Origin of the sequence: Bradyrhizobium sp. B124 (assembly GCF_038967635.1) — a bacterium.
Taxonomy (GTDB): Bacteria; Pseudomonadota; Alphaproteobacteria; order Rhizobiales; family Xanthobacteraceae; genus Bradyrhizobium.
Window position 1 is genome coordinate 1893292 of record NZ_CP152413.1, and the last position, 22176, is coordinate 1915467.

The window sequence follows — 22176 nt, forward strand, 5'->3', positions numbered from 1 at the left end:
ACATTCGACAGGAGAAGGCGACAATGAATGTTGCAGCGCACCAAGTATGCGCTGCGTTCAAGGACACGAGCGGCCAGAGATGAAGGGAGTTCGCTCCGATACCCAGCCCCCGTCCCGGCGGGGCCGCAGGCGCATCGTCGCCGACCGCGTGCGCGCGCAAGCGGACGATCCCGCGGCGATGGTGATCGAGGCCAACCGGCATGACGAATTGTTTCGCGCCGCCGACGGCAGCCCCGATCCGTCAATCGTCAAGTCGGCGCATCGCGTGCTCCGCATCTTCGAGTATTTTGCCGAGATCGAACGGCCCGCGGCCATGACCGAGATCGCGCGCCGGTTGAACTATCCGCCGTCGAGCACGTCGGCACTGCTGAAGAGCCTCGTCGAGCTCGGCTATCTCGACCACGACCGGCAGGCGCGCACCTACCGGCCGACGGTCCGCATCGCCCTGCTCGGCGGCTGGCTCACGAGCGAAAGGCTGCCGGGCGTCACGCTCGATGCGATCACGCGCGAGCTGCATGAGGCGACGCGGCTGACCACCTTCGTGGTGGCGCGCAACCAGCTTTACAGCCAGTACATCCGCGTGCTGCAGGGCACGACACCGGTGCGCTATTATCTCGAGCCCGGCGCGCGGCGGCTCCTGACTCACTCGACCCCGGGTCGGGTGTTTCTCAGCCTGATGAACGACGAGGATGCGCGGCGGATCGTGCAGCGGATCAACGCCGAGGAAGCACCGTCATCCGCCGTCCGATTCGGCGATATCCAGCATGCGCTGGCGACGATCCGCCGGCAGGGCTTCGCCTATACGCGCGACATGGGCACGCCCGGCCTGAGCGCGATTGCGATGCGGCTGACCGAGGCCGACCAGACGCCTCCGCTTGTCATCACCGTTGCAGGCCCGAGCTCGATCGTCTCGGCGGAAGCCAAAGCGATCATCGGCAAGATGCGCGAGCTGGTCGAACGGCAGTCTCCCGGCCTGTTGCCGCAGATCGACATCGACGCAGCGCCGATCGAGACCTAAGATCGGGCGGGCTACGCGGCGCAAACGCGCCCAATCGATGTTCCTACGACCCCGCGCGGCGAATCGTGATCCGGGTCTCGTCGGTCATGTCCTTGAGCTCCTTGTTCGGCTCGCGATAGAGATGACGCTCGATCTCGACGGTCCGGCCATCGGTGGTCTTGCTGCAGGTCTCGTCGACGAACACGCCGCCGACCTCCTGCTTGTCGGCGCCCGGCTTCGCCTCCGAGCAGGTCCAGCCGTCCTCGCCGTAGCGCGACTTCGCCTGCAGGCCGAGCAGGAACGCCTTCTTGCGCAGATAGAGCCGCGCCTTCGGATCGGTCTCGATCGTCAGCGCCGCGATCCTGGCGTCCTTGTCGATCATCACGGTCAGGATCGCGGGATGGCCGCCGACCATGGTGCCTTCCCGCGCGGTCTCGCGGTCATACTCGAAGCGGATGCCGCGCAGCTGGTCCGGTCCGGCCGGGCAAGCCGCCCACTGCGCCCATTCCGCCAATCGGTGCGTCTTCTCACCAACGCAGGTCAGGTTGATATATCCCGCGTCGGGAACGCTGCTGATGTCCATGCCGACATTGATGTCGCGCAGGTCACCTGCCGTGGCCATCGCCGGCACCGCCGTGGTGACTGACGCGGCGAAGACCAACCCGCGGATTGCCGATCCCTGCTTGCTCATGGCTTTGCCTTCTCGCTCTGGTCGGACGACGCGGCGGCGTGGCCGGCCTCCTTGTAGATATTGCAGACACGCGAACCGTCGCCGAAGAAGGCGATGCATTCGTCATAGTTCGGCTCACCCTTGCCCTTGACGTGGGCGAGCACGTAATCGGCGACCGCCTCGATCTCGTTGGGCCGCAGGAACACGTTCGCCTCGGGCGGCATGCGATCCGCAACATCCTGCCGGGTCATCTCGTAGCATTTCGTGGTGTCATAAGAGCCGCGCACGAAGAACGGCATGCCGGTGCCCGGCCGCCCGCACGTCACGGTCTCGATGATCTGCTCGCGGGTCAGCTCGGTCTTGCGCAGCGACAGCGCGTCGCCGCCATAGCCGCCGCCGCCATTGCCGTGCCATTTGTGGCAGCCGACACAATTGCCGCGCTTGAACACCGCCTTGCCCGCATCGGTCGGATCGCTTGCCGACTGTGCGTGCACGGTACCGACAAATCCCGTCACCAGCGCGCAGCCGAGCCACGCGCCAACCAGCCATGTTTGTTTCATTTGTTCTGTTTCTTGTCTTGCTTCTCTCGGCCAGATCGACGCGGGAGGCCTCTCGCTGAGGCCTCCCGCGCTTGCGATGTCAGAGCGCGAACACGTAGAGCATCGAGCCCGGCTGCATCCGCTTCAGCTCGGGCGTGGCGTCGATGAACCACTTGTCCCAGGCGCCGCCGAGGCCGACCAGGATCGCGACATACTGCTTGCCGTCCACCGAGAACGTCATCGGAGGCGCATTGACGCCACCGCCGGTGTTGAACTGCCAGAGCTGCTGCAGCGATTTCGCATCATAGGCGATCACCTCGCCGGACGGCTGTCCGGAGAACACGAGATCAGGCGTTGCCAGGATGCCACCGAGATTCGGGAATTGCGTCTCCGCCTTCCCCGCCACCTTGCCGGTGGTGACGTCGATCGCAGTGACGCTGCCGGTGATCTTGACGTTCTGGCTCGGCCCGCCGCCGGTAAAGAACTCGCGCGCCTTGACCTTGTCCGGCGTCATCTCCTCGACCTTGATGTGGTTGCAGCTCTCGATGACGGGGATGTACCAGAGCTTCAGGGTCGGATTGTAGGCGGTCGGCGGCCAGTTCTTGCCGCCCATGTTGCCCGGGCAGATATCCGTCTCCTTGTTGGTCCGGCTCGGCGTCACCGATGCGTTGTACTTCTGCACGCCCTGCTTCGGATCATACTCCACCGGCTTGCCGGACTCGGGATCGAGTCCCTTGGTCCAGGTCACCTTCTTGACGAAGGGCAGACCCCAGATGAACTTGCCGCTGTTGCGATCGACCGCATAGGCAAAGCCGTTGCGGTCGGCCTCGAGCGCGAGCTTCAGCGTCGTGTTGTTCGGACCGGGGACGTCGACCAGCACGTTCTCCGCCACGCTGTCATAGTCATAGGGATCGTTCGGCGTGTGCTGGTAGTGCCACTTGATCTTGCCGGTGTCGGCATCGAGACCGAGTGACGAGTCGGTGTAGAGGTTGTCGCCGGGCCGGTACTCATTGTCCCAGTCCGGTCCGGGATTGCCGACGCCCCAGACGATGGTGTTGGTCGACGGGTCGTAGCTGCCGGTGACCCAGGTCGATCCGCCGCCGCTCGCCTTGGCGTTCTTGTCGTCCTTCCAGGTCTCGGAACCGGGTTCGTCCTTGCCCGGGATGGTGTGGGTACGCCACACTTCCTTCTGGCTCTTCAGGTCGGTCGCGGCGATCCAGCCGCGAATGCCGTATTCGGCGCCAGCGACGCCCGTGATCGCCATGCCCTTGACGATCAGTGGCGCGCCGGTGATCACCTCACCCTTGTCGGGATCGGCGACCTGACGCTGCCAGGCGACCTGCCCGGTCTCCTTGTTGGTCGCGATCAGGCGGCCGTCGAGCGTGTGCGAGATCACGAGGTTGTCCCACAGCGCGACGCCGCGGTTGTCGACGCCGCAGCAGGCGACCGCGCCGGCCCAGTCGTGGTCGGTCTTGGGATCCATCTTCCAGAGCAGCACGCCTTTGCCGCCGTGCGCGTCGATCTTGTAGACCGACCCCCAGCCGTCGGTGACGTACATGAATCCGTTCTCGACGATCGGAGTTCCCTCCAGGCCGCCGTGCCCCCAGATTCCGCCGCCCTCGACGCCGCCGAGATGCATGGTCCAGGCGACCTTCAGGTTCTTGACGTTGTCCTTGTTGATATCCGCCAGCGACGAGAAGCGGGTCGCCGAATAGTTCTTGTGATGGTGCAGCCAGTTGCCTGCTTCTTTGTCAGCATTGAGCAGACGCTCCTGGTTGACATCGTCGGCGAGCGCGAAAGAGCCCGCGAAGGTCGCGGCGGATGCTACTGCCGCCGCGAGCATGTGCGATTTAACCCAATTCAACCTTGTCATGCGTTCATTTCCTCCGGATCCAGCGTTCTTCATTGATCGAACCGCCCGTCACATACGGGCGGTCGCGCGAGAAGCCTTGCGTCCCGGCGATCGGCTGTGCCGCCCGCCGCCTTCCTTAGTCACTTGTCTTCACTTGTCTTGGGTCACTTCTGGACCTGCACCTCCGTCTCGATGGTTCCAGCTTTCTGAAAAACGACCGCGCATTTGAAGGTCTCGCCGGGCGCGAGCGCCTGACGCAACTGCAGCAGCATGACGTGATAGCCGTCGCGCTTCAGCTCGAGTGTCGCCTTGGCCGGGACTGGTATATTGGATATCGAGCGCATGGCGGGCGCGCCTTCGCCGCGATCGACGATGTGGCGCTCGGAAAAATTCGCGACCGGGCAGCGGACACGGAGCAGCGCGTCGGCGCTGTCGGCCTCATTCCTGATCGTCATCGTCAAGGGAAGGTCTCCGCCTTCTTTGTCGGCAGCCGGTACGCGCGCATCCACGATCGCCATGGATTCGTTCGCGACGGCGTCATGCATTACTCCGAACGTGCTGATCAGGCAGAATAATGGCAACGCGATCCATGATCTGCACCTCACGATCCTGCACGCAACGGCGCAATGCAACCCCCGCTCGAACGACATCAAGTTTTCTCCCGACATGATTTTTGCGGCATTGTTTCATGCTTCGTCGCGCGCGACCAGCAATAGATCGAGAACGCTGCATCAATGCGATTTCGGAACGCATAGCCGTCATGCTAACTTTTTGTGCATGAGTAATCTCGATACGCTTCAGTCGGAACAGCGCGATGCAGCGCATGCTGCGCTGCGTGAGGTGATCGGCAGGGCAGCGATCGACGCCGTGACGCCGATCTCAGGCGGCGCCACGTCGGCGCGATTGTTTCGGATCGATGCAGGCGGCAAGAATTATTTGCTACGGATCGAAGGCGGGCTGAGCCCGCTGCGCAATCCGTACCAATATGTTTCGCTGCGTATCGCGGCCGAGGCCGGCATCGCACCGCGACTCTACTACGTCGACGAAGCGTCGCGCGTCGCGGTGATGGATTTTATCCAGCGGCAGCCGCTCGGTAGCTATCCCGGCGGCCCGCCGGCGTTGGCAAAGGCGCTCGGCGAGTTACTGGCGCGGTTGCAGGCGACGCCGACCTTTCCGGCTTTCGTGCGCTATCCCGATATCGTGGCTCGGCTCTGGGCTCATGTCTGTCGCACCGGCCTGTTCGCGCCCGGCGTGCTCGACCGATGCAACGAGCGTCTCGAACGCATTCGCGCGGCCTATGTCTGGGATGAGGCGAACTCGGTCTCGAGCCACAACGACTCGCTTCCCGCCAACATCCTGTTCGACGGCAACAGGCTCTGGATGATCGACTGGGAATCGGCCTATCGCACCGATCCGCTGGTTGATCTCGCTGTTGTCGGCGACAGCTTCGCGCGAACGCCGGAGCTGGAGGCGGTTTTGCATCGCGCCTGGCTCGGCCGCCCGCTCGACGAGGCGCTGCGCGCCCGGTTGCGGTTGGTCCGCGCCCTCTCCCGTCTCTATTATGCCGGCGTACTGTTCAGCGCATCCGCGACAGCGCCGCGCGCCGCACCCGACACCAGCCTCGCCGCGCCGACGCTTGCCGAACTCGCAGCGGCCACAAGCGCCGGCCGGCTCAGGATCGGCACACCCGCGGCCAAGCACGTGTTCGGCAAGATGTTCCTGGCCTCGTTCCTGACCGAGGTTGCGACGCCGGGCTTCGATCTTTCGGTTTGACGGTCAACCCGGCGGATTGAACGTGCGCGCAAAGAACACCGTCGGGCCAGCCGTTTCCAAGCCGCACCTCGCGGGTCACGCTCGTCTGTGGCAGCCTCGAACGCGCCGAGCGCCTCAGCGTGCGCTCGCTGATGCCCGAGAATGGCGTCATCTTCAGCGACGGCATCGAGGCCGACCGGCTCGATTTCAACTCGGGGACGGAAGCGCAGATCACAGTCGCGGAGCGCGAGGGACGGCTGGTGGTGTGAGACTGCCGCACGCTCTCGCGGCGCAGCTCACTGCGGCACCGGATGCAGCCGCGCCAGCTGATCGAGCGACAGGCCGGCCTCGCGATCGCTCAAGGGAAAACGGACGATGATATCCTGACGGGCCACCTGCCCCCACAGCGCGTCCGACGACCACTTCTGCGGCTCGGGTCCGCGCGGACCATCAATCCAGATGAAATACCATTCCGTCATGGACGCGACCAAATCTCCCTGGCCGGAAGATTGGTCCTTCGCCGGCCAATCCGCAACGCCGGATTTCGGGCCGGCCTGCGGTCCAGGGCCTATTCGTACGGCCGGCCGTCCTTGTGCAGAAAGCGACCGTCGGAGCTCGGGCTCATCATATCGATGTCGGAACAGGTGATGACGTCGGCACGCGAGCGCGAGCCGACTTCGAGATAGGTCGCCGTCATCTGCGACCTGTTGATCATATGGTGCCCGTTGCCGGAATTTTTCGGGAACGCCGCGCAATCGCCGGCGCGCAGCACCGTCTCGCCGCCGTCCTCGATCAGCACCACCTCACCTGCAAGCACATAGACGAACTCGTCCTCGTCCGAATGCCAATGGCGCTGGCTCGACCAGTTGCCCGGCGGCAGCCGCATCAGATTGACGCCGAAATCGGCGAGCCCGCCGGCGTCGCCGAGGCGCTGCCGGGTTCGTTCCGCGCACGGTGCGGCGAACTCGGCCGGATAGCCGGTCCCCTTGCGTTCCGGCACCTTTGTCAGATCGACTTTCGGCATGGCAGCGTCCCCGGGGCGATGACAGCAAATGAATGCGTGGCCCTAAGCTTGGATGTGCGGCTATCGCAACGAGCCGCCTGAATTGTGACACTCCACCTTGTGCGACGTCAGGCGCCCCCGAGCAGATCCTTCACCATAAGGATGTCATCATAGTAGCGGCCGTCGATCTTCAGGGCATGCCTCTCCAGCCCGTACTCGACAAAGCCGGCGCGCCGGTAGAGCTCGCAGGCCGGCTCGTTGCCCTTCACCACGGCAAGCTGCACCAGCTCGACCGATTGCGCGGCGAGCTCGAGCACGGCATCGACCAGGAGCCGGCCGACACCGGCGCGTCGCGCCTGCTGCCGCACATACATCCCGACCAGCATGCCCTTGTGCTGCTGTTTCGGCCCTTGCGCCGCGATGAAGCCGACGATGCCGGCGAGTTCGCCGCCCCGAAACGCCCCAATTATCGCCGCCCCGTGCGCGAGCCTCTCCGCGAACCATTCGACGGGATGCACGCTCTCCGTCTCATACGCGCTGCCGAACGCCTCGGGGCTCAAGCGCAGCGCCTCGAGACGGATGTCGCGATAAAGCGCAGCGTCTGCAGGCAAGAGGCGGCGAATCTCGATTGATTGCGTCGTCATTCCGTGTCCTGTCTCCGTCGCGGCAGCATCGCCGCTCGATCGGCATGTCGATCGCAATATCTATCGCGCCGCCAGCCTATTCCAAAGCGGAATGGAGCGGGTGAGGGAGTCGCCCCTCGTATCCACGATATCGGCCGTCGCACAGAGCTAGACTTCGGATGACGCTTGGCTGAAACTGGCGCATCGGGGAGAAGCCTGTGGTTTTTTGGATCGCGAGTGCGGCTGGATTGGCGACCGCTTATCTTTTCGGCTCGATACCTGCGGGCTATCTGGCCGGGAAACTGCTGAGGGGTATCGACATCCGGGAGCACGCTCCAGGTCCACCGGGGCCACGAACGTCTTGCGTACTTTGGGCAAGTGGCCCGCGTTGGCGGTCCTGCTGGTCGATGTGCTGAAGGGCGCGGGGGCGATTGTATTTGCCCGCTGGTTCTATCCCTGGCTCGGGACATTGCCGTCGGTCACGCCACCGACGGCGATCGATCTGCAAACCTTGCTGCCTTGGGCGGTCTGCCTGGCCGGACTTGCGGTATTGCTGGGCCACAGCCGTTCGATCTGGCTGAATTTCACCGGTGGCAAATCCGCAGCGACGGGCTCGGCGTGTTGCTGGCGCTGTCCTGGCCCGTCGGTTTAGGCGCCGCCACGGCCTTTGCCGGCGTGCTGGCAATTTCCCGGATTGTTTCCCTGAGCTCGATGATGGCGGCGCTCACTGCGATCGCACTGGTCTGCGCCTTGGAGCAGCCATTGCCCTATCGCCTGCTGGTCATCGCAGGTGGCCTCTACGTGATCGCGCGCCATCGCGCCAACATCCAGCGGCTGCTGGCCGGGACCGAGCCGCGCCTGGGATCAGGTGGACGAGAATCGCAAGCGGCGTCACAAGGCTAGTGTGTGCACTCGGAGCGCGACCGATCTGTCACGCCGTTGGATCTGCTCCTGAAATGGCATCGATGACGTTTGACGAATGCGTCACAAAGCCGAAGCACTTCTTGACGTTGAACAGGGTTGCTTCAACGCAGTAGCCCGGCGACGTCGTTGCGCAGCAGTCCTCGACCAGAAGGCAACCGTAGCCCAGGAAGTTCGCATCGGTGAGCGAATGCAGCACGCATTGATCGGTGTTGACGCCGGCAAACAGGATCGTCTTGGTTCCGAGATTGCGCAGAATGCTGTCCAGCGGCGTGTCCCAGAAGCCGCTGATCCGGTATTTGTCGACGTGAATGTCCTCGGGCTCCTGCTTCAATTCGTCGACAACGGCCGCGGCCCAACTGTCCTTCTGCAGCACGCGCGCGCCACTGCCCGGCAACGGCTCGCCAAGGCCGATGCCGACGCCCTTCGGCTTGTAGAGATGGAGCTGGTTCGGCGCCATGTTCTTCAGATCGGGCCGATTGCCCCAGTTCAGCCAGATGATTTGCACGCCGGCGCTCCGCAACACCGGGAGAAGCTTCTGCAGCGGCTCTATCGGCGCCCGATCCGGCGTGTGATCGAGGCCGAGATGATCGACCCATCCTCCCTTGGCGCAGAAGTCGTTCTGCATGTCGACGACGATGAGAGCGGTGCGGTGCAGATCGACCGTCACCGTTTGCGGCTGCGCGTCGATCGTGACCGCCCTGGGCGGCGGCGGCGCCATCGCCATGTTGACGTTGTTGTCGTCGACCAGCCATTTGTAGCCGGGAGCGGATCCAAGAGGATTGGCGGCGTTGGGCGCGGCGGATTCCGCGGCCTTTGCTAAAGTGGAACTGGTCATCGGACTTTCCTCCCTTGGCTATGTTTTCTTGCCTATGTTTTCTTGAAGTCTGTTGCGATCAGCCGCCGCGTTCGAACGGAATGGTCAGGGCCGAGGGCTGCCTGCTCTTGCCGACGAAGCCCGCGATGGCGACCAGCGCCAGCAGATATGGCAGCAGCAACAGCAGCGCGACCGGCACATCGAGCTGCAGCGCCGGCACCAGGAATTGCAACGCGGTCGCGAAGCCGAACAGCAGGCATGCCGCCAGCGTGTACCAGGGATTCCAGCCGCCGAAGATCACCGCCGTGATCGCGAGATAGCCTGCTCCCTTGGTCATGTTCTCGGTGAACGTATTGCTGTCCGCGACCGACATGAACGCACCGCCGAGGCCCGCCAGCACACCGGCGTAGAGCACGCCGAGATAACGTGTCCTGGCGACGCTGATGCCCGCCTTGTCCGCGGCGCGCGGATCCTCGCCGACCGCCCGCACCGCCAGCCCGAACGACGTGTACTTCAGGATCAACCAGGTCACGACGACCATCAGGATGCTGACATAGGCAAGCCCGGTCTGGTTCGCCAATGCCGGCCCGATCACCGGGATACTGGCAAGCCACGGCAGATTGAGCTGCGCGAAACCGGGAATCGGATCGCGCGACAGCGGCCCGAAGATCTCACGGTAGAGAAACGTGGTTGTTCCCAGCGCCAGGATGTTGAATCCGATCCCCACCACCAGTTGATTGGCGCGCAAGGTCACGCTCAGCACGGCCTGGACCGCGGCAACCGCCATCGCGACCAATACGCCGGCCGCCACGCCGAGAAGCGGCGAGCCGGTCGCCCACGACGCCAGCGCCGCCGTGAAGGCCGACATCAGCATCATGCCATCGAGGCTGAGATTGAGCACGCCGGCGCGCTCGCTCAGCATCTCGCCGGTTGCGGCGAAGATGATCGGAACCGCAAGACGAAGTCCGGAACCGATGAACACGGCCATTTGTTCGTCAATCATCGGGTCACCTTTCGGTTGGTGAGGATTGCGGAGCCTGCAATGACAATGACGATCAGGCCCTGGCAGATCAGGACGACGGCGGACGGGACATGCGCCGAGATTTCCATGTTGATGGATCCCGATCGCAGGAAGCCGAACAGCAGCGCACCGATCACCACGCCGACGGCCGAGCCGCGCGACAGCAAGCCGACCACCAGGCCGTCAAATCCGTATCCGGACGAGAAATCGCTCGTCAGATAGAACTGCTGGCCGAGGATCATGATCGCGCCGCCGAGACCGCCCAGGCCGCCGGAGACCGTCATGGCCAGGATCACGTAGAAGCTAGTTCGCATGCCGGCGCGGCGGGAGGCCGTCGCATTCAAGCCGACGGCGCGCAGCCGCAGACCGAGCGTGCTGTGCTTGAGCACCAGCCACACCACGACGACGGCGATCGCCGCAATCAGCAGACCGATATGGAGCGGAGATCCATTGTCCGGGAACAGCAGCGGCAGCTTGGTCGAATCTGGAATCTCCGCCGATTCCGGCAGCGACGACACATCGCTGATCGGCTTGCGCAGCAGGTGAAAGGATTCGACCGACCAGTACACGAGCGGCAGCGCGATGAAGCTCAACAGCAATGTGCTGATGACCTCGTTGGTGCCGCGTGCCGCCTTGAGGAAGCCCGCCAGGCCGCCCCAAACGGCTCCCGCGATAGTCCCCACGGCGAGCGGCACGATAAACGCCAGTCCCAACGGCAGGTCGCCGGCGCCGTGCAGAGCCGCTGCCGTCGCGAACATGCCGCCCATCGCGATCTGCCCCTCGCCGCCCACATTGGTCAGGTTGGCACGGTTGGCGAAGATGAAGCCGAGACCGACCAGCGCGAGGCTGATGGCGCGATTGATCGAAGCACCGATGTTGAAATCGCTTCCCGCCATGCCGTCCCAGAAGGCTTCGATCGCCTCGAGGACGGATGCGCCAGTGGCGGCGATGATGAGCAGGCCGATCCCGAGCGCGATAATGGTCGATATCACCGGAACCAGAACCTGCAACGGCACGAGCTCGAGCCTCGCGCCCTTTGCGACCCGCGCAAGCTTCGGATTCTTCATAACCATGGCCAACCTAGACATGCGCATGCCCCGACATCATCGCTCCGATCGCCTCGCGGCTGAACGACCCGGCCGCGAGCTCGCCAACCAGCTTGCCGCGGTAGATCACCGCGATCCGGTCCGACACCGCCATCAGCTCCTCGAGCTCGCTGGAGATCAAAAGCACCCCGAGGCCGTCATCGCGTGCCGCACGGATGCGATTGTAGACGGCTTCGATCGCACCGACGTCGAGGCCGCGCGTCGGCTGCGCGGCGAGCAGGAACACCAGCGGATCGAGCGACAGCTCGCGTGCAAGCACCGCTTTCTGCTGATTGCCGCCGGAGAGGCTCGCCATCGAAACATCAGGGCTGCTCGCCCGTACGTCGAAGTCGCGCATCATCGCCTCCGCCGCCTTGCGGCGCGCCGACTTGTCGAGCAGCCCGAAGCGGCTGAATTTTCCGATGGCGCCGAGAAACAGGTTCTCGGCCACCGACAATTCCCTGATGCAGGCCACCGCATGGCGATCTTCGGGAACGATGCCGACACCCGCATCCGTGATCTCCTGCGGCGTGCAACCGCCCACCGGCGTGCCGCCGACCACGATCGCGCCGGCGCTTGGCGAGGCGAGCCCGGCCAGGATCAGTCCGAGCTCGGTCTGGCCGTTGCCCTCGACGCCCGCGATCCCGACGATCTCGCCGGTGCCGACCGTGAGGCTCAGGCCGTCGAGCCGCGGCACGCCATGCGGGTCGCGATACACGAGGTCCGAGATCTGCAGCACCGCCTCGGCCGCCGACGCCGGACCGGCCGCGTCTGCGGGTTCCGCCGGCGTCTTGCCCTCGACGTCGACCGCGGCGGCGAGCACCGAACCTGCCGACTGGACGTCGCGGCCGACCATCGAGCGCACCAGCGATCGGATGTCGGCGCCCTCCATCGGGACGGTCTCGATGATCCGGCCCTGCCGCAGCACCGTCGTGCGATCGGCCACGCGGCTGATTTCGCCGAGCTTGTGCGTCACCAGGATCACGGACTTTCCGCGCAGCGCCACCTGGCGGCAGATCGCCAGCAGCGCACCGATCTCGTCAGGCTGCAGAACGGCTGTCGGTTCGTCGAGCACGAGCAGCTGCGGATCGCCGAGCAGGCATTTGATGATCTCGACCCGCTGCCGCTCGCCGACCGAAAGCTCGTCGATCCGCGCCTCGGGGTCGATCTCGAGGCCGTATTCCGCTGCGAGCTGCTCCATCCGCACGATGATGTCTTGCGGCTTCAGCACCGCGCTGGCGCGGCCGAGCATCAGGTTCTCGGCCACGCTCATGTTGGGGACCAGGCTAAAATGCTGATGCACCATCACGACGCCGCGCTGCAGTGCTTCCGCCGGGCCGCGCGGATCAAACGGCTCCCCGCCCAGCGTCATCGTGCCGGCATCCGGCCGGTGCACCCCGAACACCAGGTTGCACAATGTCGATTTGCCGGCGCCGTTCTCGCCAAGCAGGCAATGCACCTCGCCGCGCTCGATCAGCAGCGATATGTCGTCGAGCGCAGTGAAAACCCCGAAGCGCTTGGTCAAGCCAGACAGTTCGAGAAGAGCCACGGTCAGCCCACCTTGACTTTGATCTTGCTCGACAGCAGGTCGTCCTTGAGCTCCTTGATCTTGGCCTGGATCTCAGGCGTTGCTCCGGGGCAGATCTCGATGTCGGCCGAGCGCGGCCCCATGGCGAGGCCGAACTGCTTGTACTCCGGGTGCCACGTTCCGGCGACGGCCTGGTCGATGGCATATTCGACCATGAAGCCGATGCCGCTGACCGTATAGGCGATGTAGAGCGGATTGTTGTCGGAGCAGTAGTTGGTATAGCTCCCGATCATCCTGGTGCCCTTATCGCGCGCCGCCTGCTCCATTCCGCGCACGCCGAGATTGAGGATGTTGTAGTGAACGTCGGCGCCCTGCGCGATCGCGGCAAGGGTCGCCTCCTTCGCCTTGGCGACGTCGTCGAAGTCGCCGGTGTAGGTCACGAAGCATTTGGTGTCCGGCTTGACGTGCTTGGCGCCGTTCGCGAATTCCGTTCCCGTGTTGACGATGGCCGGAATTTCAAGGCCGCCGACGTAGCTCACCGCACCGTTCTTCGACATCATCGCGGCGACCGCGCCGGCAATGAAGCCGATCTGGGCCTGCAGCACGTCGTATTGCGCGACGTTCTCTGTCGGCTGTCCGGTCGGGCCGACGATGGAAAACTTCACCTTCGGGAAGCGCTTGGCGACCTTGAGCACCGAAGCCTGGGTCTGCCCCGCGGCGCCGATCACCATGTCATTCTTGCTCGCGAGCGTGACGAGCGCCTGCTCCATGTCGGCGAACTTGACGTTCTCGATCGACGTGATCACAACATTCTTGCCGTGGCGCTGCTCGGCCGCCTTCATGCCGTTGTAAGCCGACTCCATCCAGCCATGGTCAGCCCGCGACCCCGGAATCAGAATGCCGATACGTAGCGGCTTCGCATCATCGGCGAAGGCGAGCCGGCCCGATGAACCGATGAAGGCTGCCGAGAGCAGACTTGTTTGCAGAAATGCACGACGGGTACCGTTCATGTGTTTCCTCCTGTTCGTTCCCGGTATTGCCGCATTGTTTGTTGCGGCGCTTTTTGCATCGGCGGCGCGCCCGCGCCGTCGTCCTCAAACTTGAAGCAGTTTCATCTCGCGGCCATCGTCGCCAGCGCGCCGACGGCGTCGACGAAGCACTTCATCGGCGCCTGCACGACGCCGGCGCCGATGATCCCCATGCCCGGCTCCTTGTGCGCGGTTGCGGTGTTGATGACCGGCCGCCTGCTCTCGTCCACGACCTTGCGGATGTCGATGCCGACAGGCGCTCCGATGAAATCGAGCATCGGCAGGGTGAAGCCGGGATTGCGGCCGATCGTGACGTGCGCCATCTCGCGCGAGTAACGCAGCGCGTCCTGCGGCGTGCCGCCGACGAACTGCACCATCGCCGGGGCCGCCGCCATCGCGAACGCGCCTAGTCCCGCGGTTTCGGTAATGGCGCTGTCGCCGATATCGGGATTGGCATCAGCCTCGCTGAAGCCGGGCAGGAACAGGCCGACAGGAATATCGGCCGGACCGACAAACCATTGCCCGTTCAGGCCGCTGACCCTGATGCCGACATTGACGCCGTTGCGCGCCATCGCCGTGACGATGCTGCTGAACGGCACGCCGTGCGCGGCATCCATGGTCGCCTTGCACGCCGCCATCGACAGGCTGAGGAAGAACATGTCGTCCGCCCCGATCGTCCGCAGCGTCTCGTGAACCAGATCGCGCGAGATCGAGGATTTCACCAGCGATTCCGTGACGGCGCGATAAAGCAGCAGGGTCGCCGCCGTGTTGCGGTTGTGGACGTCGTCACCCATGTGCAGCGACTGCGACATCAGCGGCTTCAACGGCAATCCGCCGTCGATGCCGGCGACCGCGGCCTTCAGGCACGGCGCCAGCACATTCTCGATCAGCTTGAGGCCTTCGATCACCTCGGGCGCGAAGGCTCCGAAACGCAAGGTCTTGGCGCCGCCGGATTCCATCATCGGCGCATAGGCGCGATTGCCGGTGGTCTGGTTCTCCACCACGAACAGCGGCATCGAGGGCGAGATGATCCCGGTCATCGGCCCGACCGCGCCGAATTCATGGCACGGCGCGAAGCGGATGCCGGCTGCCGCGACGAGTTGCTCGGCCTCCTGCTGGGTCGTCGCCCATTGCTCGTAGAGGATCGCGCCGACGACCGCCCCCTTCATCGGGCCGCACATATCGTTCCAGGCGATCGGCGGACCGGCATGAAGCAGCGTCCGGCCCATGTCCGGCCAGACCTCGGATGCGTGCGCCGCGACGTCGATCCATACCGGCTGTGCGGTCAGGATGCGCTCGAGCACTTCCGCATTGGCGCGATCGATCCGCGATCCCGGGCAGTCGGCATCCCCGGCGTCGCCAACCAGTTGCGCGAGGCTCCAGGCGACCTCGGGAGTTCCGTCGCCGACCGGCTGCCACTGCAGACGCACCAGCGGGGCACCACTGCTTTCGACGCCGCGGTCGAGGCCGGAGGCGCCGAGGCTGATGACGGAGGTCTTGTGCTGGAGCGCGGAAGGGGCTGCGTTCATCATCGTTCTCCACCCTGCATCGCACGGCGCCCTGTGGCGTTGTCGTCCACGGCCATGCGGCTCGCGATGGCTTGCGCGGAACGGGCTGCGCCCGTGCTGCTGCCGACAATCTCCGCGCCGGCGTCCGCCAACATGGCTTTCTGGGTCTCGTAGGGCTGCGGATCTGAATCTGTGCCGCAGACGAAGCAGATCACGGGCAGCTCCCGCCCCTGCGCTCGCGCCGCGGCCTTCGCCCGCCGGATCGCCGGGGCCAGGATCTCTGCCGGATTGGGGTGGCTGCCGTAGCCGAGCACGACGTCCAGAACGATGCAGGCAACGGTCGGATCGTCCGCTTCCTTCAGCAGCCGTTCGATCCGCACGCCATAGTCGATCATCGGATGCGGACGCCCCACCGTGAATTCGTCACTGCCCAGATCGATCGCCGTGTGCCCGTGGCTCTCTTCCACGTCGGCGAGACGATCTGCGCCGGCAAGCGGCGCGTTCGACCGGGCACGAATGCCCGCCGCCCGCCAAATGGTCTGGGCTTCCGAGCAAAACGTTCCGCCGGAGTAGAGACCGCGCAGGTAGCGCTGCGAGGGTGCCAGCGACGCAGAAACCTTCGTTGCCAACGCTTCGATGGACTGCTCGTCGCTTCCGGATTGGCGCGCGCCCGCAAGCGCGACGGCCTGCCGCGCGGTCTCCTCGAGCGAGGATGTGCGGTGAACATTGCCGGCCGACGCGGCCGGCTCGCCGCCGAGGAAGCAGATCACGACCGGCTTTCCGATCGCATGAGCGCGCTCGATCACCCGCTTCTGCACATCGGGCGCAGGAGGCTTGGAGACGATGGCGACGACCTTGGTCTGCGCATCGGCGGCCAGCAACTCCAGGCCCTGCAACATCGTGATGCCGCCGACTTCGCTTGAAACGTCGTGGCTGCCGGTGCCGATCGCCTGCGAGATGCCTTGGCCATGACGATGGATCTGGCACATCACCTCCTGCAGGCCCGTTCCCGACGCGCCGACGAGCCCGATCACACCCCGCCGAACGACGTTAGCAAATCCAAGCGGCACGCCATTGATGATGGCCGTGCCGCAATCCGGTCCCATCACCAGCAGGCCCTTCTGCGCCGCAACGCGCTTGATCGCCACCTCCTGTTCGATCGGCACGTTGTCGCTAAACAGCAGCACGTTCAGACCCCGGCGCAGCGCCTTCAAGGCTTCCGCCGCGGCATAGGGGCCCGGCACCGAGATCAATGCGAGGTCGGCATGATCGGCAATCGCGACGCCGCCGGAGATCGAGCGCGGCGGTGCTTCCGCCGCTGCCTCAACCGACCCGCCCTTCGGTTCCTCACCGGCGATCAGGGAGTGAATCTCCCGCTCCGCGGCTGCGAGCTTGTCGGGCGCATCGTCCGCCACGACGATCATGATGTCGCCCGGCTTGGCGCTCTCGAGCGCCGGACTCATCAGCCCGGCCTGCTGCAGGAACTCCTTGTTGCTGCGCGTTCCCATCAGCAGCGTGACCCGCTGCACGCCGGTCCGCGCGACCGTGACCTGGGAAATCCGCATCAACGACACGGAATCCTTGTACAGGTTCGCCTTTATGCTGGATTGAATGGCCATTGCCTTGTCGTTCCCTTGAATCCCGCAGGCCGGTTGCTTGTCTTGTGTCTGAGCTTGAGCCGGCGGCCAGCTCGATTGCTTGATCAGAATGAGGCGCCGACGCGCCTCAACTGCTTCAACTCGGTGAGGCGCGGGCGAATATCCCGCCGATGCGCCGATCCCGGTGGTTACTGAACGACGTGCGTCCCCGTCTCGCCCCGCAGCGCCGCCATGGCGCAATCGAGGTGACTGATGATCGCGCGCTTGCCGCCGCCCTCGAGAAACCGGATCGCCGCATCGACCTTGGGTCCCATGCTTCCCGGAGGGAAATGTCCTTCGCGGTGATAGGCCTTGATCTCCTCGAGGCCGACCTGGTCCAGTTCCTTCTTGTTCGGCTTGCCGAAATTCACCGCAACGCGGGGAACAGCCGTCAGGATCAGCAATTCTTCGATACCAAGCACATTGGCGATATGCGCGGACGTCAGATCCTTGTCGATGACCGCCGGCACGCCGGTGCGCACGCCCTTCGCGTCACGAACCACGGGGACGCCGCCGCCGCCTCCCGCAATGACGATCGTTCCCCGCTTGACCAAGGCGTCGACCAGCGAGATGTCGCAGACATGCTTGGGCTTCGGCGACGGCACGACATGACGCCAGCCTCGCCCGGAATCCTCACGCATCGCCCAATTGAGCTCGGCGCTGATCTTCTTCGCCTCGTCCTCGGAGAAGAACGGTCCGACGAACTTGGTCGGATTCTTGAACGCGGGGTCGTCCTTGTCCACCTCGACCTGGGTCAGCAGGCTTGCCACATGTCGCTGGTTGCCTTGCTCGCGCAGGGCATTCTCGATCGCCTGCATCAGGAGATAGCCGATGCCGCCCTGGCTGTGCGCGACGCAGATGTCCAGGTCCATCGGCGGGATTCGGCTCATCGTCAGCATCTGGCGCATCATGATCTTGCCGACGACCGGGCCGTTGCCGTGCGTGATGACCAGTTCATTGTCGAGTTGCGCGAGCGGCAGCAGCGCTTCCGCAGTGATCCGCGCGACGGACTTCTGCTCCTGGGAAGTGCCCCTGATATCCTCGGGGTGAACCGCATTGCCACCGATCGCGACCACCAGGCGACGCGGCACGTCATTGAGTGTACGCATTTCCTTACCTCCCGGCATTCTGGACGATGGCAACCGCTAGCTCGCACGCCTGCGCGTTCGACGGCGCAACGAGGATTCCGGCCTGCTCGAGTTTCCTGACCTGCGCGGAGCGCCCTTGCGGATCCTGCTCCGTGCCGACGACCGACGCGATCAACGCCGGCGCATCTTGGCCGCGATCGGCGACGATCTTCGTCAGATGCTCGGCGGGATCGGCGTGCGCGCCATAGCCGAGCACAAGGTCGAGCAGCACCACCGAAAGGTCGCGATTCCTGAGCGCAGCACGCAACGCATCATCGCGCACTGAGGGGTCGATCATCGGGTGCGGCCGGCCACGGGTATATTCGTCGTCGCCGAGGTCGATCAGCCGGTCCCGTCCGGCGTTCGGCTCGACGCCGAGCTTGACCACGCCGGGGATGGCGGCATTCGACGCCACCTTGCGACCTGCCGCAGCGAGGATCACCTGAGCTTCGGCACACAGCGTTCCGCCGGCGAACAAGCCCTCGATGCCGCCGCGGCCACTGCGCGGAAGCCGTGATGCGACCGCGCTCGCATCGAAGCCTGCGCCGATCTTCTTGTCTCCCAGCGCCAGCTCCGCGGCGCCCTTCAGCGTCGGCGAGAAGCGGGCGTTCGGCGGCAGCTCGATCTCCGAAGCACCGATGAAGCACACGGTGTACGACTTCCGGCTTCTGCCGATCCGCTCAAGCACGGATTTGGCGACATCGGGATGCGGCGGCTTCGAGATCAGCACCACGTGATCGGTTTCCGGATCGGACTCGAACGCATCGATCGCCATCAGCGTGGTGATGCCGCCGATATCCTTCTTCAGATCGCGCCCGCCGACCCCGATGGCGTGGGAGATTCCCGCGCCGGCTTCCGAGATCAGGCACGAGACCTCCTGCGTTCCGGTCCCTGACGCGCCGATGATGCCGATCCTGCCGCGCCTGATCTTGTTGGCGAACGCCAGCGGTGCGCCGCCGATCACGGCGGTTCCGCAATCCGGCCCCATCATCAGGAGGCCGGCCGCCCGCGCCTGCTGCTTGAGCGACAATTCGTCCTCGAGGGACACGTTGTCGCTGAACATCAGGACATGCAGGCCGCGATTGAGCGCTTTGCGGGCCTCCGCGGCGGCGAACTCGCCGGGAACGGAGATCAGCGCAAGATTGATCTCCGGCCTGACCTTCACAGCCGCGGCAATCGAGTGCGGCCGCCAGGCAGACTGCGCCTCGCCCTGCGTCTTCGGCTTGTCGAGCGACTTGATCGCATTGTCGAGGGCTTCGCGGGCAGCAATCTCGGACTCGGCCTTGACCGCGATCACGAGGTCATTGCCCTTCACGGCAGTGCCCTCCTCCAGCAGCCCCGCATTGCGCATGATCGCGGCGTTCGACGGAGTCCCCATCATCAACGCCGCTTCGATCACGCCGGGCGAGCCGGCCACCTCGCGCGACAGCCGCATCAACGCGACCGAGTCGAGATAGAATCCCTTGCGGACCTCGTTCAGGACAACGACGTTCATGACACACCCAAATCCTTGGCGATCGCGACGATCGCCTGCTGGAAGCACGCCAACGGCGCCTTGACCACGCCGGCACCGACCTGCCCGATACCGGGCTCGCGATGGGCGATGCCTGTGTTGATGACGGGCACCACGCCGGAATCGACGACCAGACGGATATCAATGCCGGTCGGCACGCCCGCGAAGTCCATTGCGGCGATGGTCCATTCCGGATTCTGCGCAACCGTGATCTCGCCCATCGAGCGCGTGAAGTTTCCGGCCTCGGAGGGCGCGCCGGCCCCCACGAAGCCCGCGACGGCCGGCGCCGCCGCCATCGCAAATCCGCCCAGACCGATCGTCTCGACGATCGCGGAGTCACCCATGTCCGGATTGGCGTCCTTCTCGGAGTAGCCGGCAAAATACAGCCCCTCCGGCATTTCGACCGGCGCGGTGAACCATTGCTCGCCGAGCCCGCTGACGCGGATCCCGAAATCGGTGCCGTTGCGGCACATGGTGGTGACGATGGTCGAACCCCGAATGCCGTTGGCGGGATCGGTGATCGCCTTGCCCATCGCCATCGCGATGTTGAGGAAGAACTGATCGTTCTGCCCGATGAACGCGAGGCATTCGGCGAGAACGGCATTGTCGGTCGAGGTTCGCGCCATCCAGGGCGCGATCTCGCGAAGGAATACACTCGAGCAGGCGAGATTGCGCTGATGCAGCTCGTCGCCCATCGACAGGCCCCGCGCGACGATCGATTTCAGGTCGATGCCGCCGGCAGCACGGATCGCCTTGCCGAGCGTCGGCCCGAACACGTCGCGCAGCCAGGCGAGCCGCTTCAGCACGCTGGCGTCGTTGCCGCCGAAGCGCATTACCTTGCCGAGCCCCTCATTGATCGCGCAATAGGCGCGGTTGGAGAAGCGCGCGTTCTCGACCACGAACAGCGGCATCGACATCGTCGTCATGCCGGTCATCGGGCCGACCGCCCCGAAGTGGTGGTTCGGGTGAAATTCGATCTCGCCGCTGGCGGCGAGCTTGGTCGCAGTCGGCAGATCCTGCGCCCACCCCTCGAACACGATGGCACCCGCGACCGCACCGCGCATCGGGCCGCACATCCTGTCCCAGGAGATCGGCGGTCCGGCGTGGAGGATCATCCGTTCGCGCAGGCCCGGGATCAATTGGCGGGCGGGAACGATGTCGATCAGCCGCGGCTCCCCTTCGAGGATCCGGGCGAGCGCCTGCTGGTTTGCGTCTTCGATCAGCTTCATCGGTGCGCCCTCACACACCGAGCTTCGCGAGCAGGGCCGCCATCTGCGGATCTCCGCCCGCCGACGGCTTCCAGTCGACGTGAACGACATCGATGCCGCAGTCGCGGAGGTCCTTCACGAACCCCTCAAGCCCGACATTCACGACTTCGACCTTGCGCGCCAGCAACTGCTGATACTGCGGCCTATCCTGATCCGTCATCGTCTCCGCCCTAACAAAGTTCGTTTTCGTTGCGCCGAGTTAATAAGAAAACACTTACTTCGTCAAGATCGAATTCTCGGGAAATGCGGATTTCCGTACCCGCTCGAACAGCAGACCGGTCGAAAGGCAATCCCGCTCTAAAAAAAGAGCTCCGAACTTCGTTCGGAGCAGTCTGGGAGAACTCGAAATTTGATCTGCAACCGCGTCACCGCTCGCGAAGGGCGTGGCGCAGGACGATCAGACTGCCGGCAAATGCATCCAGTCCGGATGTATGCCCGATCGCGGTCAGGGCCGTGAGGGCGCGATGAAATTCGGCGGCCTCGCCGCTCATCGTTGCATGGATGGCAGCGTGCAGTGCTGCCGCGCCGTAGCCCAGCGCCGCCGCGCGCAGATGGATTCGGCTGATGTCGTTGGTGCCATCGAGCAGCGCACGACAATGTTTCCACAATGCATCGCGACATTCGATGCGTCCCAGCGCAGCCAACGCAATCAGCGCACCGCCGATCAGGTCGTCGCCGGACGGCGTAAGCCCCGGCCCGAGACCGATCAGGCTGGCAAGCCCGGACTCGCGATCCGCATCGTCATCCGAGCCTGCCAGGACTCGTTCCAGTGCAGCGAGACCGGGCATGGCGGCCCGAACGAGCGCGGAGGCGTCGCCCGGAGCATGTCCGGCCCCGACCGCGGCTAGGCCCTCCGAAGTCAGATCACCGCCCCACACCTCGTCGACGGCATCAAGGCCGCGTCGCAGGCTGCCCGTCGACCAGCGTGGTGCAGCGCGCGGCGCCCAGACGGCCCGCGCGGCCAGATTCGCGAGCGGCGTCGCTCCGATCCACAGAATGGAGTCTGCGACCCGCACCGGATCGCCGACCACAAGGCCCGACCATCGGAAGTCGCCGACCACGTGCAGCGGACCCGATCCGATGCCGATCCGTCCAACGCAGATCCAGATCCCGTCGATCACGGCGTAGAACGAACGTTCGAACACGGCGACGACCTGGCCCGCGGCGCGATCGCGAAGCGCCCTGTCGGCAAGCAGCCCCACTTCCACCCCGGCACAGACCGTCGCTGCGGGCCCGGGACGCGGCTCGCCCGGCGCGCTCCCGTGGCCTGGCTGCCTTCCGTCAGCT

Annotated in this window: 22 protein-coding genes and 1 pseudogene; 4 read left to right on the forward strand and 19 right to left on the reverse strand. The window is 64.9% G+C overall.

Annotated elements, in window-relative coordinates:
* Positions 1 to 79: 79 nt before the first annotated feature.
* Entirely contained in the window at positions 80 to 1018 is a 939-nt protein-coding gene (locus AAFG13_RS09070) for a helix-turn-helix domain-containing protein (RefSeq protein WP_342711793.1), read from the forward strand.
* Positions 1019 to 1061: 43 nt separating this feature from the next.
* On the opposite strand, the gene AAFG13_RS09075 is transcribed toward AAFG13_RS09070, so the two are convergent.
* The 4 genes from AAFG13_RS09075 to AAFG13_RS09090 form a co-directional block, all read right to left on the reverse strand.
* Complete coding sequence (locus AAFG13_RS09075; protein WP_342711794.1) at positions 1062 to 1688, reverse strand: hypothetical protein; 627 nt, start codon at positions 1686 to 1688, stop codon at positions 1062 to 1064.
* On the reverse strand, positions 1685 to 2227 hold the full coding sequence (locus AAFG13_RS09080) for a c-type cytochrome (RefSeq protein ID WP_212309702.1): 543 nt from the start codon (positions 2225 to 2227) through the stop codon (positions 1685 to 1687). The genes AAFG13_RS09075 and AAFG13_RS09080 overlap by 4 nt, the downstream gene beginning before the upstream one ends.
* 79 nt (positions 2228 to 2306) lie before the next feature.
* Complete coding sequence (locus AAFG13_RS09085) at positions 2307 to 4079, reverse strand: PQQ-dependent dehydrogenase, methanol/ethanol family (RefSeq protein WP_249131573.1); 1773 nt, start codon at positions 4077 to 4079, stop codon at positions 2307 to 2309.
* Positions 4080 to 4222: 143 nt separating this feature from the next.
* Entirely contained in the window at positions 4223 to 4726 is a 504-nt protein-coding gene (locus tag AAFG13_RS09090; RefSeq protein ID WP_312011438.1) for a copper chaperone PCu(A)C, read from the reverse strand.
* 109 nt (positions 4727 to 4835) lie between these two features.
* On the opposite strand from AAFG13_RS09090, the gene AAFG13_RS09095 reads away from it, so the two are divergent.
* Together AAFG13_RS09095 and AAFG13_RS09100 are read left to right on the forward strand one after the other, a co-directional pair.
* The gene (locus tag AAFG13_RS09095; protein WP_342711795.1) at positions 4836 to 5831 is read left to right on the forward strand and encodes a phosphotransferase; all 996 of its coding nucleotides are present in this window, start codon (positions 4836 to 4838) and stop codon (positions 5829 to 5831) included.
* Between the two features lie 119 nt (positions 5832 to 5950).
* Positions 5951 to 6079: a hypothetical protein gene (locus AAFG13_RS09100; RefSeq protein ID WP_283815061.1), complete on the forward strand. Its 129-nt coding sequence runs from the start codon at positions 5951 to 5953 to the stop codon at positions 6077 to 6079.
* A 27-nt stretch (positions 6080 to 6106) separates the two neighbouring features.
* Here AAFG13_RS09100 and AAFG13_RS09105 read toward each other — a convergent pair whose 3' ends face one another.
* The 3 genes from AAFG13_RS09105 to AAFG13_RS09115 form a co-directional block, all read right to left on the reverse strand.
* Positions 6107 to 6289, reverse strand: coding sequence for a hypothetical protein (locus AAFG13_RS09105; RefSeq protein WP_249131574.1), 183 nt, complete (start codon positions 6287 to 6289; stop codon positions 6107 to 6109).
* A gap of 89 nt (positions 6290 to 6378) precedes the next feature.
* Positions 6379 to 6834, reverse strand: a complete 456-nt coding sequence (locus AAFG13_RS09110; protein ID WP_342711796.1) for a cupin domain-containing protein — start codon at positions 6832 to 6834, stop codon at positions 6379 to 6381.
* A 107-nt stretch (positions 6835 to 6941) separates the two neighbouring features.
* On the reverse strand, positions 6942 to 7457 hold the full coding sequence (locus AAFG13_RS09115; RefSeq protein ID WP_212309707.1) for a GNAT family N-acetyltransferase: 516 nt from the start codon (positions 7455 to 7457) through the stop codon (positions 6942 to 6944).
* Between the two features lie 197 nt (positions 7458 to 7654).
* Here AAFG13_RS09115 and plsY point away from each other — a divergent pair.
* Positions 7655 to 8339: pseudogene (plsY, locus tag AAFG13_RS09120) on the forward strand (glycerol-3-phosphate 1-O-acyltransferase PlsY).
* A gap of 28 nt (positions 8340 to 8367) precedes the next feature.
* On the opposite strand, the gene AAFG13_RS09125 reads toward plsY, so the two are convergent.
* The 12 genes from AAFG13_RS09125 to AAFG13_RS09180 all read right to left on the reverse strand — a co-directional run bounded on the left by AAFG13_RS09125 (position 8368) and on the right by AAFG13_RS09180 (position 22091).
* Positions 8368 to 9195 (reverse strand): cysteine hydrolase family protein, encoded by an 828-nt coding sequence (locus tag AAFG13_RS09125; RefSeq protein ID WP_342711797.1) that lies wholly within the window; start codon positions 9193 to 9195, stop codon positions 8368 to 8370.
* Positions 9196 to 9253: 58 nt separating this feature from the next.
* Positions 9254 to 10177, reverse strand: a complete 924-nt coding sequence (locus AAFG13_RS09130) for an ABC transporter permease (protein ID WP_212309710.1) — start codon at positions 10175 to 10177, stop codon at positions 9254 to 9256.
* Positions 10174 to 11262 carry an ABC transporter permease gene (locus tag AAFG13_RS09135; RefSeq protein WP_342711798.1) on the reverse strand — a complete coding sequence of 363 codons (1089 nt, stop codon included), beginning with the start codon at positions 11260 to 11262 and terminating at the stop codon, positions 10174 to 10176. Before AAFG13_RS09135 ends, AAFG13_RS09130 begins: the two co-directional genes overlap by 4 nt.
* A gap of 13 nt (positions 11263 to 11275) precedes the next feature.
* A complete protein-coding gene (locus tag AAFG13_RS09140; RefSeq protein WP_342711799.1) occupies positions 11276 to 12829 on the reverse strand; it encodes an ABC transporter ATP-binding protein in 1554 nt (517 codons plus the stop codon).
* 2 nt (positions 12830 to 12831) lie between these two features.
* Positions 12832 to 13818: a BMP family protein gene (locus AAFG13_RS09145; protein ID WP_342711800.1), complete on the reverse strand. Its 987-nt coding sequence runs from the start codon at positions 13816 to 13818 to the stop codon at positions 12832 to 12834.
* Positions 13819 to 13919: 101 nt separating this feature from the next.
* Positions 13920 to 15365 (reverse strand): DUF1116 domain-containing protein, encoded by a 1446-nt coding sequence (locus AAFG13_RS09150; protein ID WP_342711801.1) that lies wholly within the window; start codon positions 15363 to 15365, stop codon positions 13920 to 13922.
* Positions 15365 to 17182, reverse strand: a complete 1818-nt coding sequence (gene fdrA / locus AAFG13_RS09155) for an acyl-CoA synthetase FdrA (protein ID WP_342711802.1) — start codon at positions 17180 to 17182, stop codon at positions 15365 to 15367. Before fdrA (AAFG13_RS09155) ends, AAFG13_RS09150 begins: the two co-directional genes overlap by 1 nt.
* Positions 17131 to 18090, reverse strand: a complete 960-nt coding sequence (gene arcC, locus AAFG13_RS09160) for a carbamate kinase (protein ID WP_342711803.1) — start codon at positions 18088 to 18090, stop codon at positions 17131 to 17133. The genes fdrA (AAFG13_RS09155) and arcC overlap by 52 nt, the downstream gene beginning before the upstream one ends.
* 4 nt (positions 18091 to 18094) lie before the next feature.
* The gene (fdrA, locus tag AAFG13_RS09165) at positions 18095 to 19603 is read right to left on the reverse strand and encodes an acyl-CoA synthetase FdrA (protein ID WP_342711804.1); all 1509 of its coding nucleotides are present in this window, start codon (positions 19601 to 19603) and stop codon (positions 18095 to 18097) included.
* Positions 19600 to 20850, reverse strand: a complete 1251-nt coding sequence (locus AAFG13_RS09170) for a DUF1116 domain-containing protein (RefSeq protein WP_342711805.1) — start codon at positions 20848 to 20850, stop codon at positions 19600 to 19602. Before AAFG13_RS09170 ends, fdrA (AAFG13_RS09165) begins: the two co-directional genes overlap by 4 nt.
* 10 nt (positions 20851 to 20860) lie before the next feature.
* Positions 20861 to 21049, reverse strand: coding sequence for a hypothetical protein (locus AAFG13_RS09175; RefSeq protein ID WP_050404632.1), 189 nt, complete (start codon positions 21047 to 21049; stop codon positions 20861 to 20863).
* Between the two features lie 205 nt (positions 21050 to 21254).
* Entirely contained in the window at positions 21255 to 22091 is an 837-nt protein-coding gene (locus AAFG13_RS09180) for a DUF2877 domain-containing protein (RefSeq protein WP_342711806.1), read from the reverse strand.
* Positions 22092 to 22176 lie beyond the last annotated feature (85 nt).

Excerpts from the sequence above, each read along its gene's own strand:
- AAFG13_RS09070 (WP_342711793.1), top strand. The coding sequence starts at position 80 with ATGAAGGGAGTTCGCTCCGATACCCAGCCCCCGTCCCGGCGGGGCCGC.
- AAFG13_RS09075 (WP_342711794.1), bottom strand. The coding sequence starts at position 1,688 with ATGAGCAAGCAGGGATCGGCAATCCGCGGGTTGGTCTTCGCCGCGTCA.
- AAFG13_RS09080 (WP_212309702.1), bottom strand. The coding sequence starts at position 2,227 with ATGAAACAAACATGGCTGGTTGGCGCGTGGCTCGGCTGCGCGCTGGTG.
- AAFG13_RS09085 (WP_249131573.1), bottom strand. The coding sequence starts at position 4,079 with ATGACAAGGTTGAATTGGGTTAAATCGCACATGCTCGCGGCGGCAGTA.
- AAFG13_RS09090 (WP_312011438.1), bottom strand. The coding sequence starts at position 4,726 with ATGTCGGGAGAAAACTTGATGTCGTTCGAGCGGGGGTTGCATTGCGCC.
- AAFG13_RS09095 (WP_342711795.1), top strand. The coding sequence starts at position 4,836 with ATGAGTAATCTCGATACGCTTCAGTCGGAACAGCGCGATGCAGCGCAT.
- AAFG13_RS09105 (WP_249131574.1), bottom strand. The coding sequence starts at position 6,289 with ATGACGGAATGGTATTTCATCTGGATTGATGGTCCGCGCGGACCCGAG.
- AAFG13_RS09110 (WP_342711796.1), bottom strand. The coding sequence starts at position 6,834 with ATGCCGAAAGTCGATCTGACAAAGGTGCCGGAACGCAAGGGGACCGGC.
- AAFG13_RS09115 (WP_212309707.1), bottom strand. The coding sequence starts at position 7,457 with ATGACGACGCAATCAATCGAGATTCGCCGCCTCTTGCCTGCAGACGCT.
- AAFG13_RS09125 (WP_342711797.1), bottom strand. The coding sequence starts at position 9,195 with ATGACCAGTTCCACTTTAGCAAAGGCCGCGGAATCCGCCGCGCCCAAC.
- AAFG13_RS09130 (WP_212309710.1), bottom strand. The coding sequence starts at position 10,177 with ATGATTGACGAACAAATGGCCGTGTTCATCGGTTCCGGACTTCGTCTT.
- AAFG13_RS09135 (WP_342711798.1), bottom strand. The coding sequence starts at position 11,262 with ATGAAGAATCCGAAGCTTGCGCGGGTCGCAAAGGGCGCGAGGCTCGAG.
- AAFG13_RS09145 (WP_342711800.1), bottom strand. The coding sequence starts at position 13,818 with ATGAACGGTACCCGTCGTGCATTTCTGCAAACAAGTCTGCTCTCGGCA.
- AAFG13_RS09150 (WP_342711801.1), bottom strand. The coding sequence starts at position 15,365 with ATGAACGCAGCCCCTTCCGCGCTCCAGCACAAGACCTCCGTCATCAGC.
- arcC (WP_342711803.1), bottom strand. The coding sequence starts at position 18,090 with ATGCGTACACTCAATGACGTGCCGCGTCGCCTGGTGGTCGCGATCGGT.
- fdrA (WP_342711804.1), bottom strand. The coding sequence starts at position 19,603 with ATGAACGTCGTTGTCCTGAACGAGGTCCGCAAGGGATTCTATCTCGAC.
- AAFG13_RS09170 (WP_342711805.1), bottom strand. The coding sequence starts at position 20,850 with ATGAAGCTGATCGAAGACGCAAACCAGCAGGCGCTCGCCCGGATCCTC.
- AAFG13_RS09175 (WP_050404632.1), bottom strand. The coding sequence starts at position 21,049 with ATGACGGATCAGGATAGGCCGCAGTATCAGCAGTTGCTGGCGCGCAAG.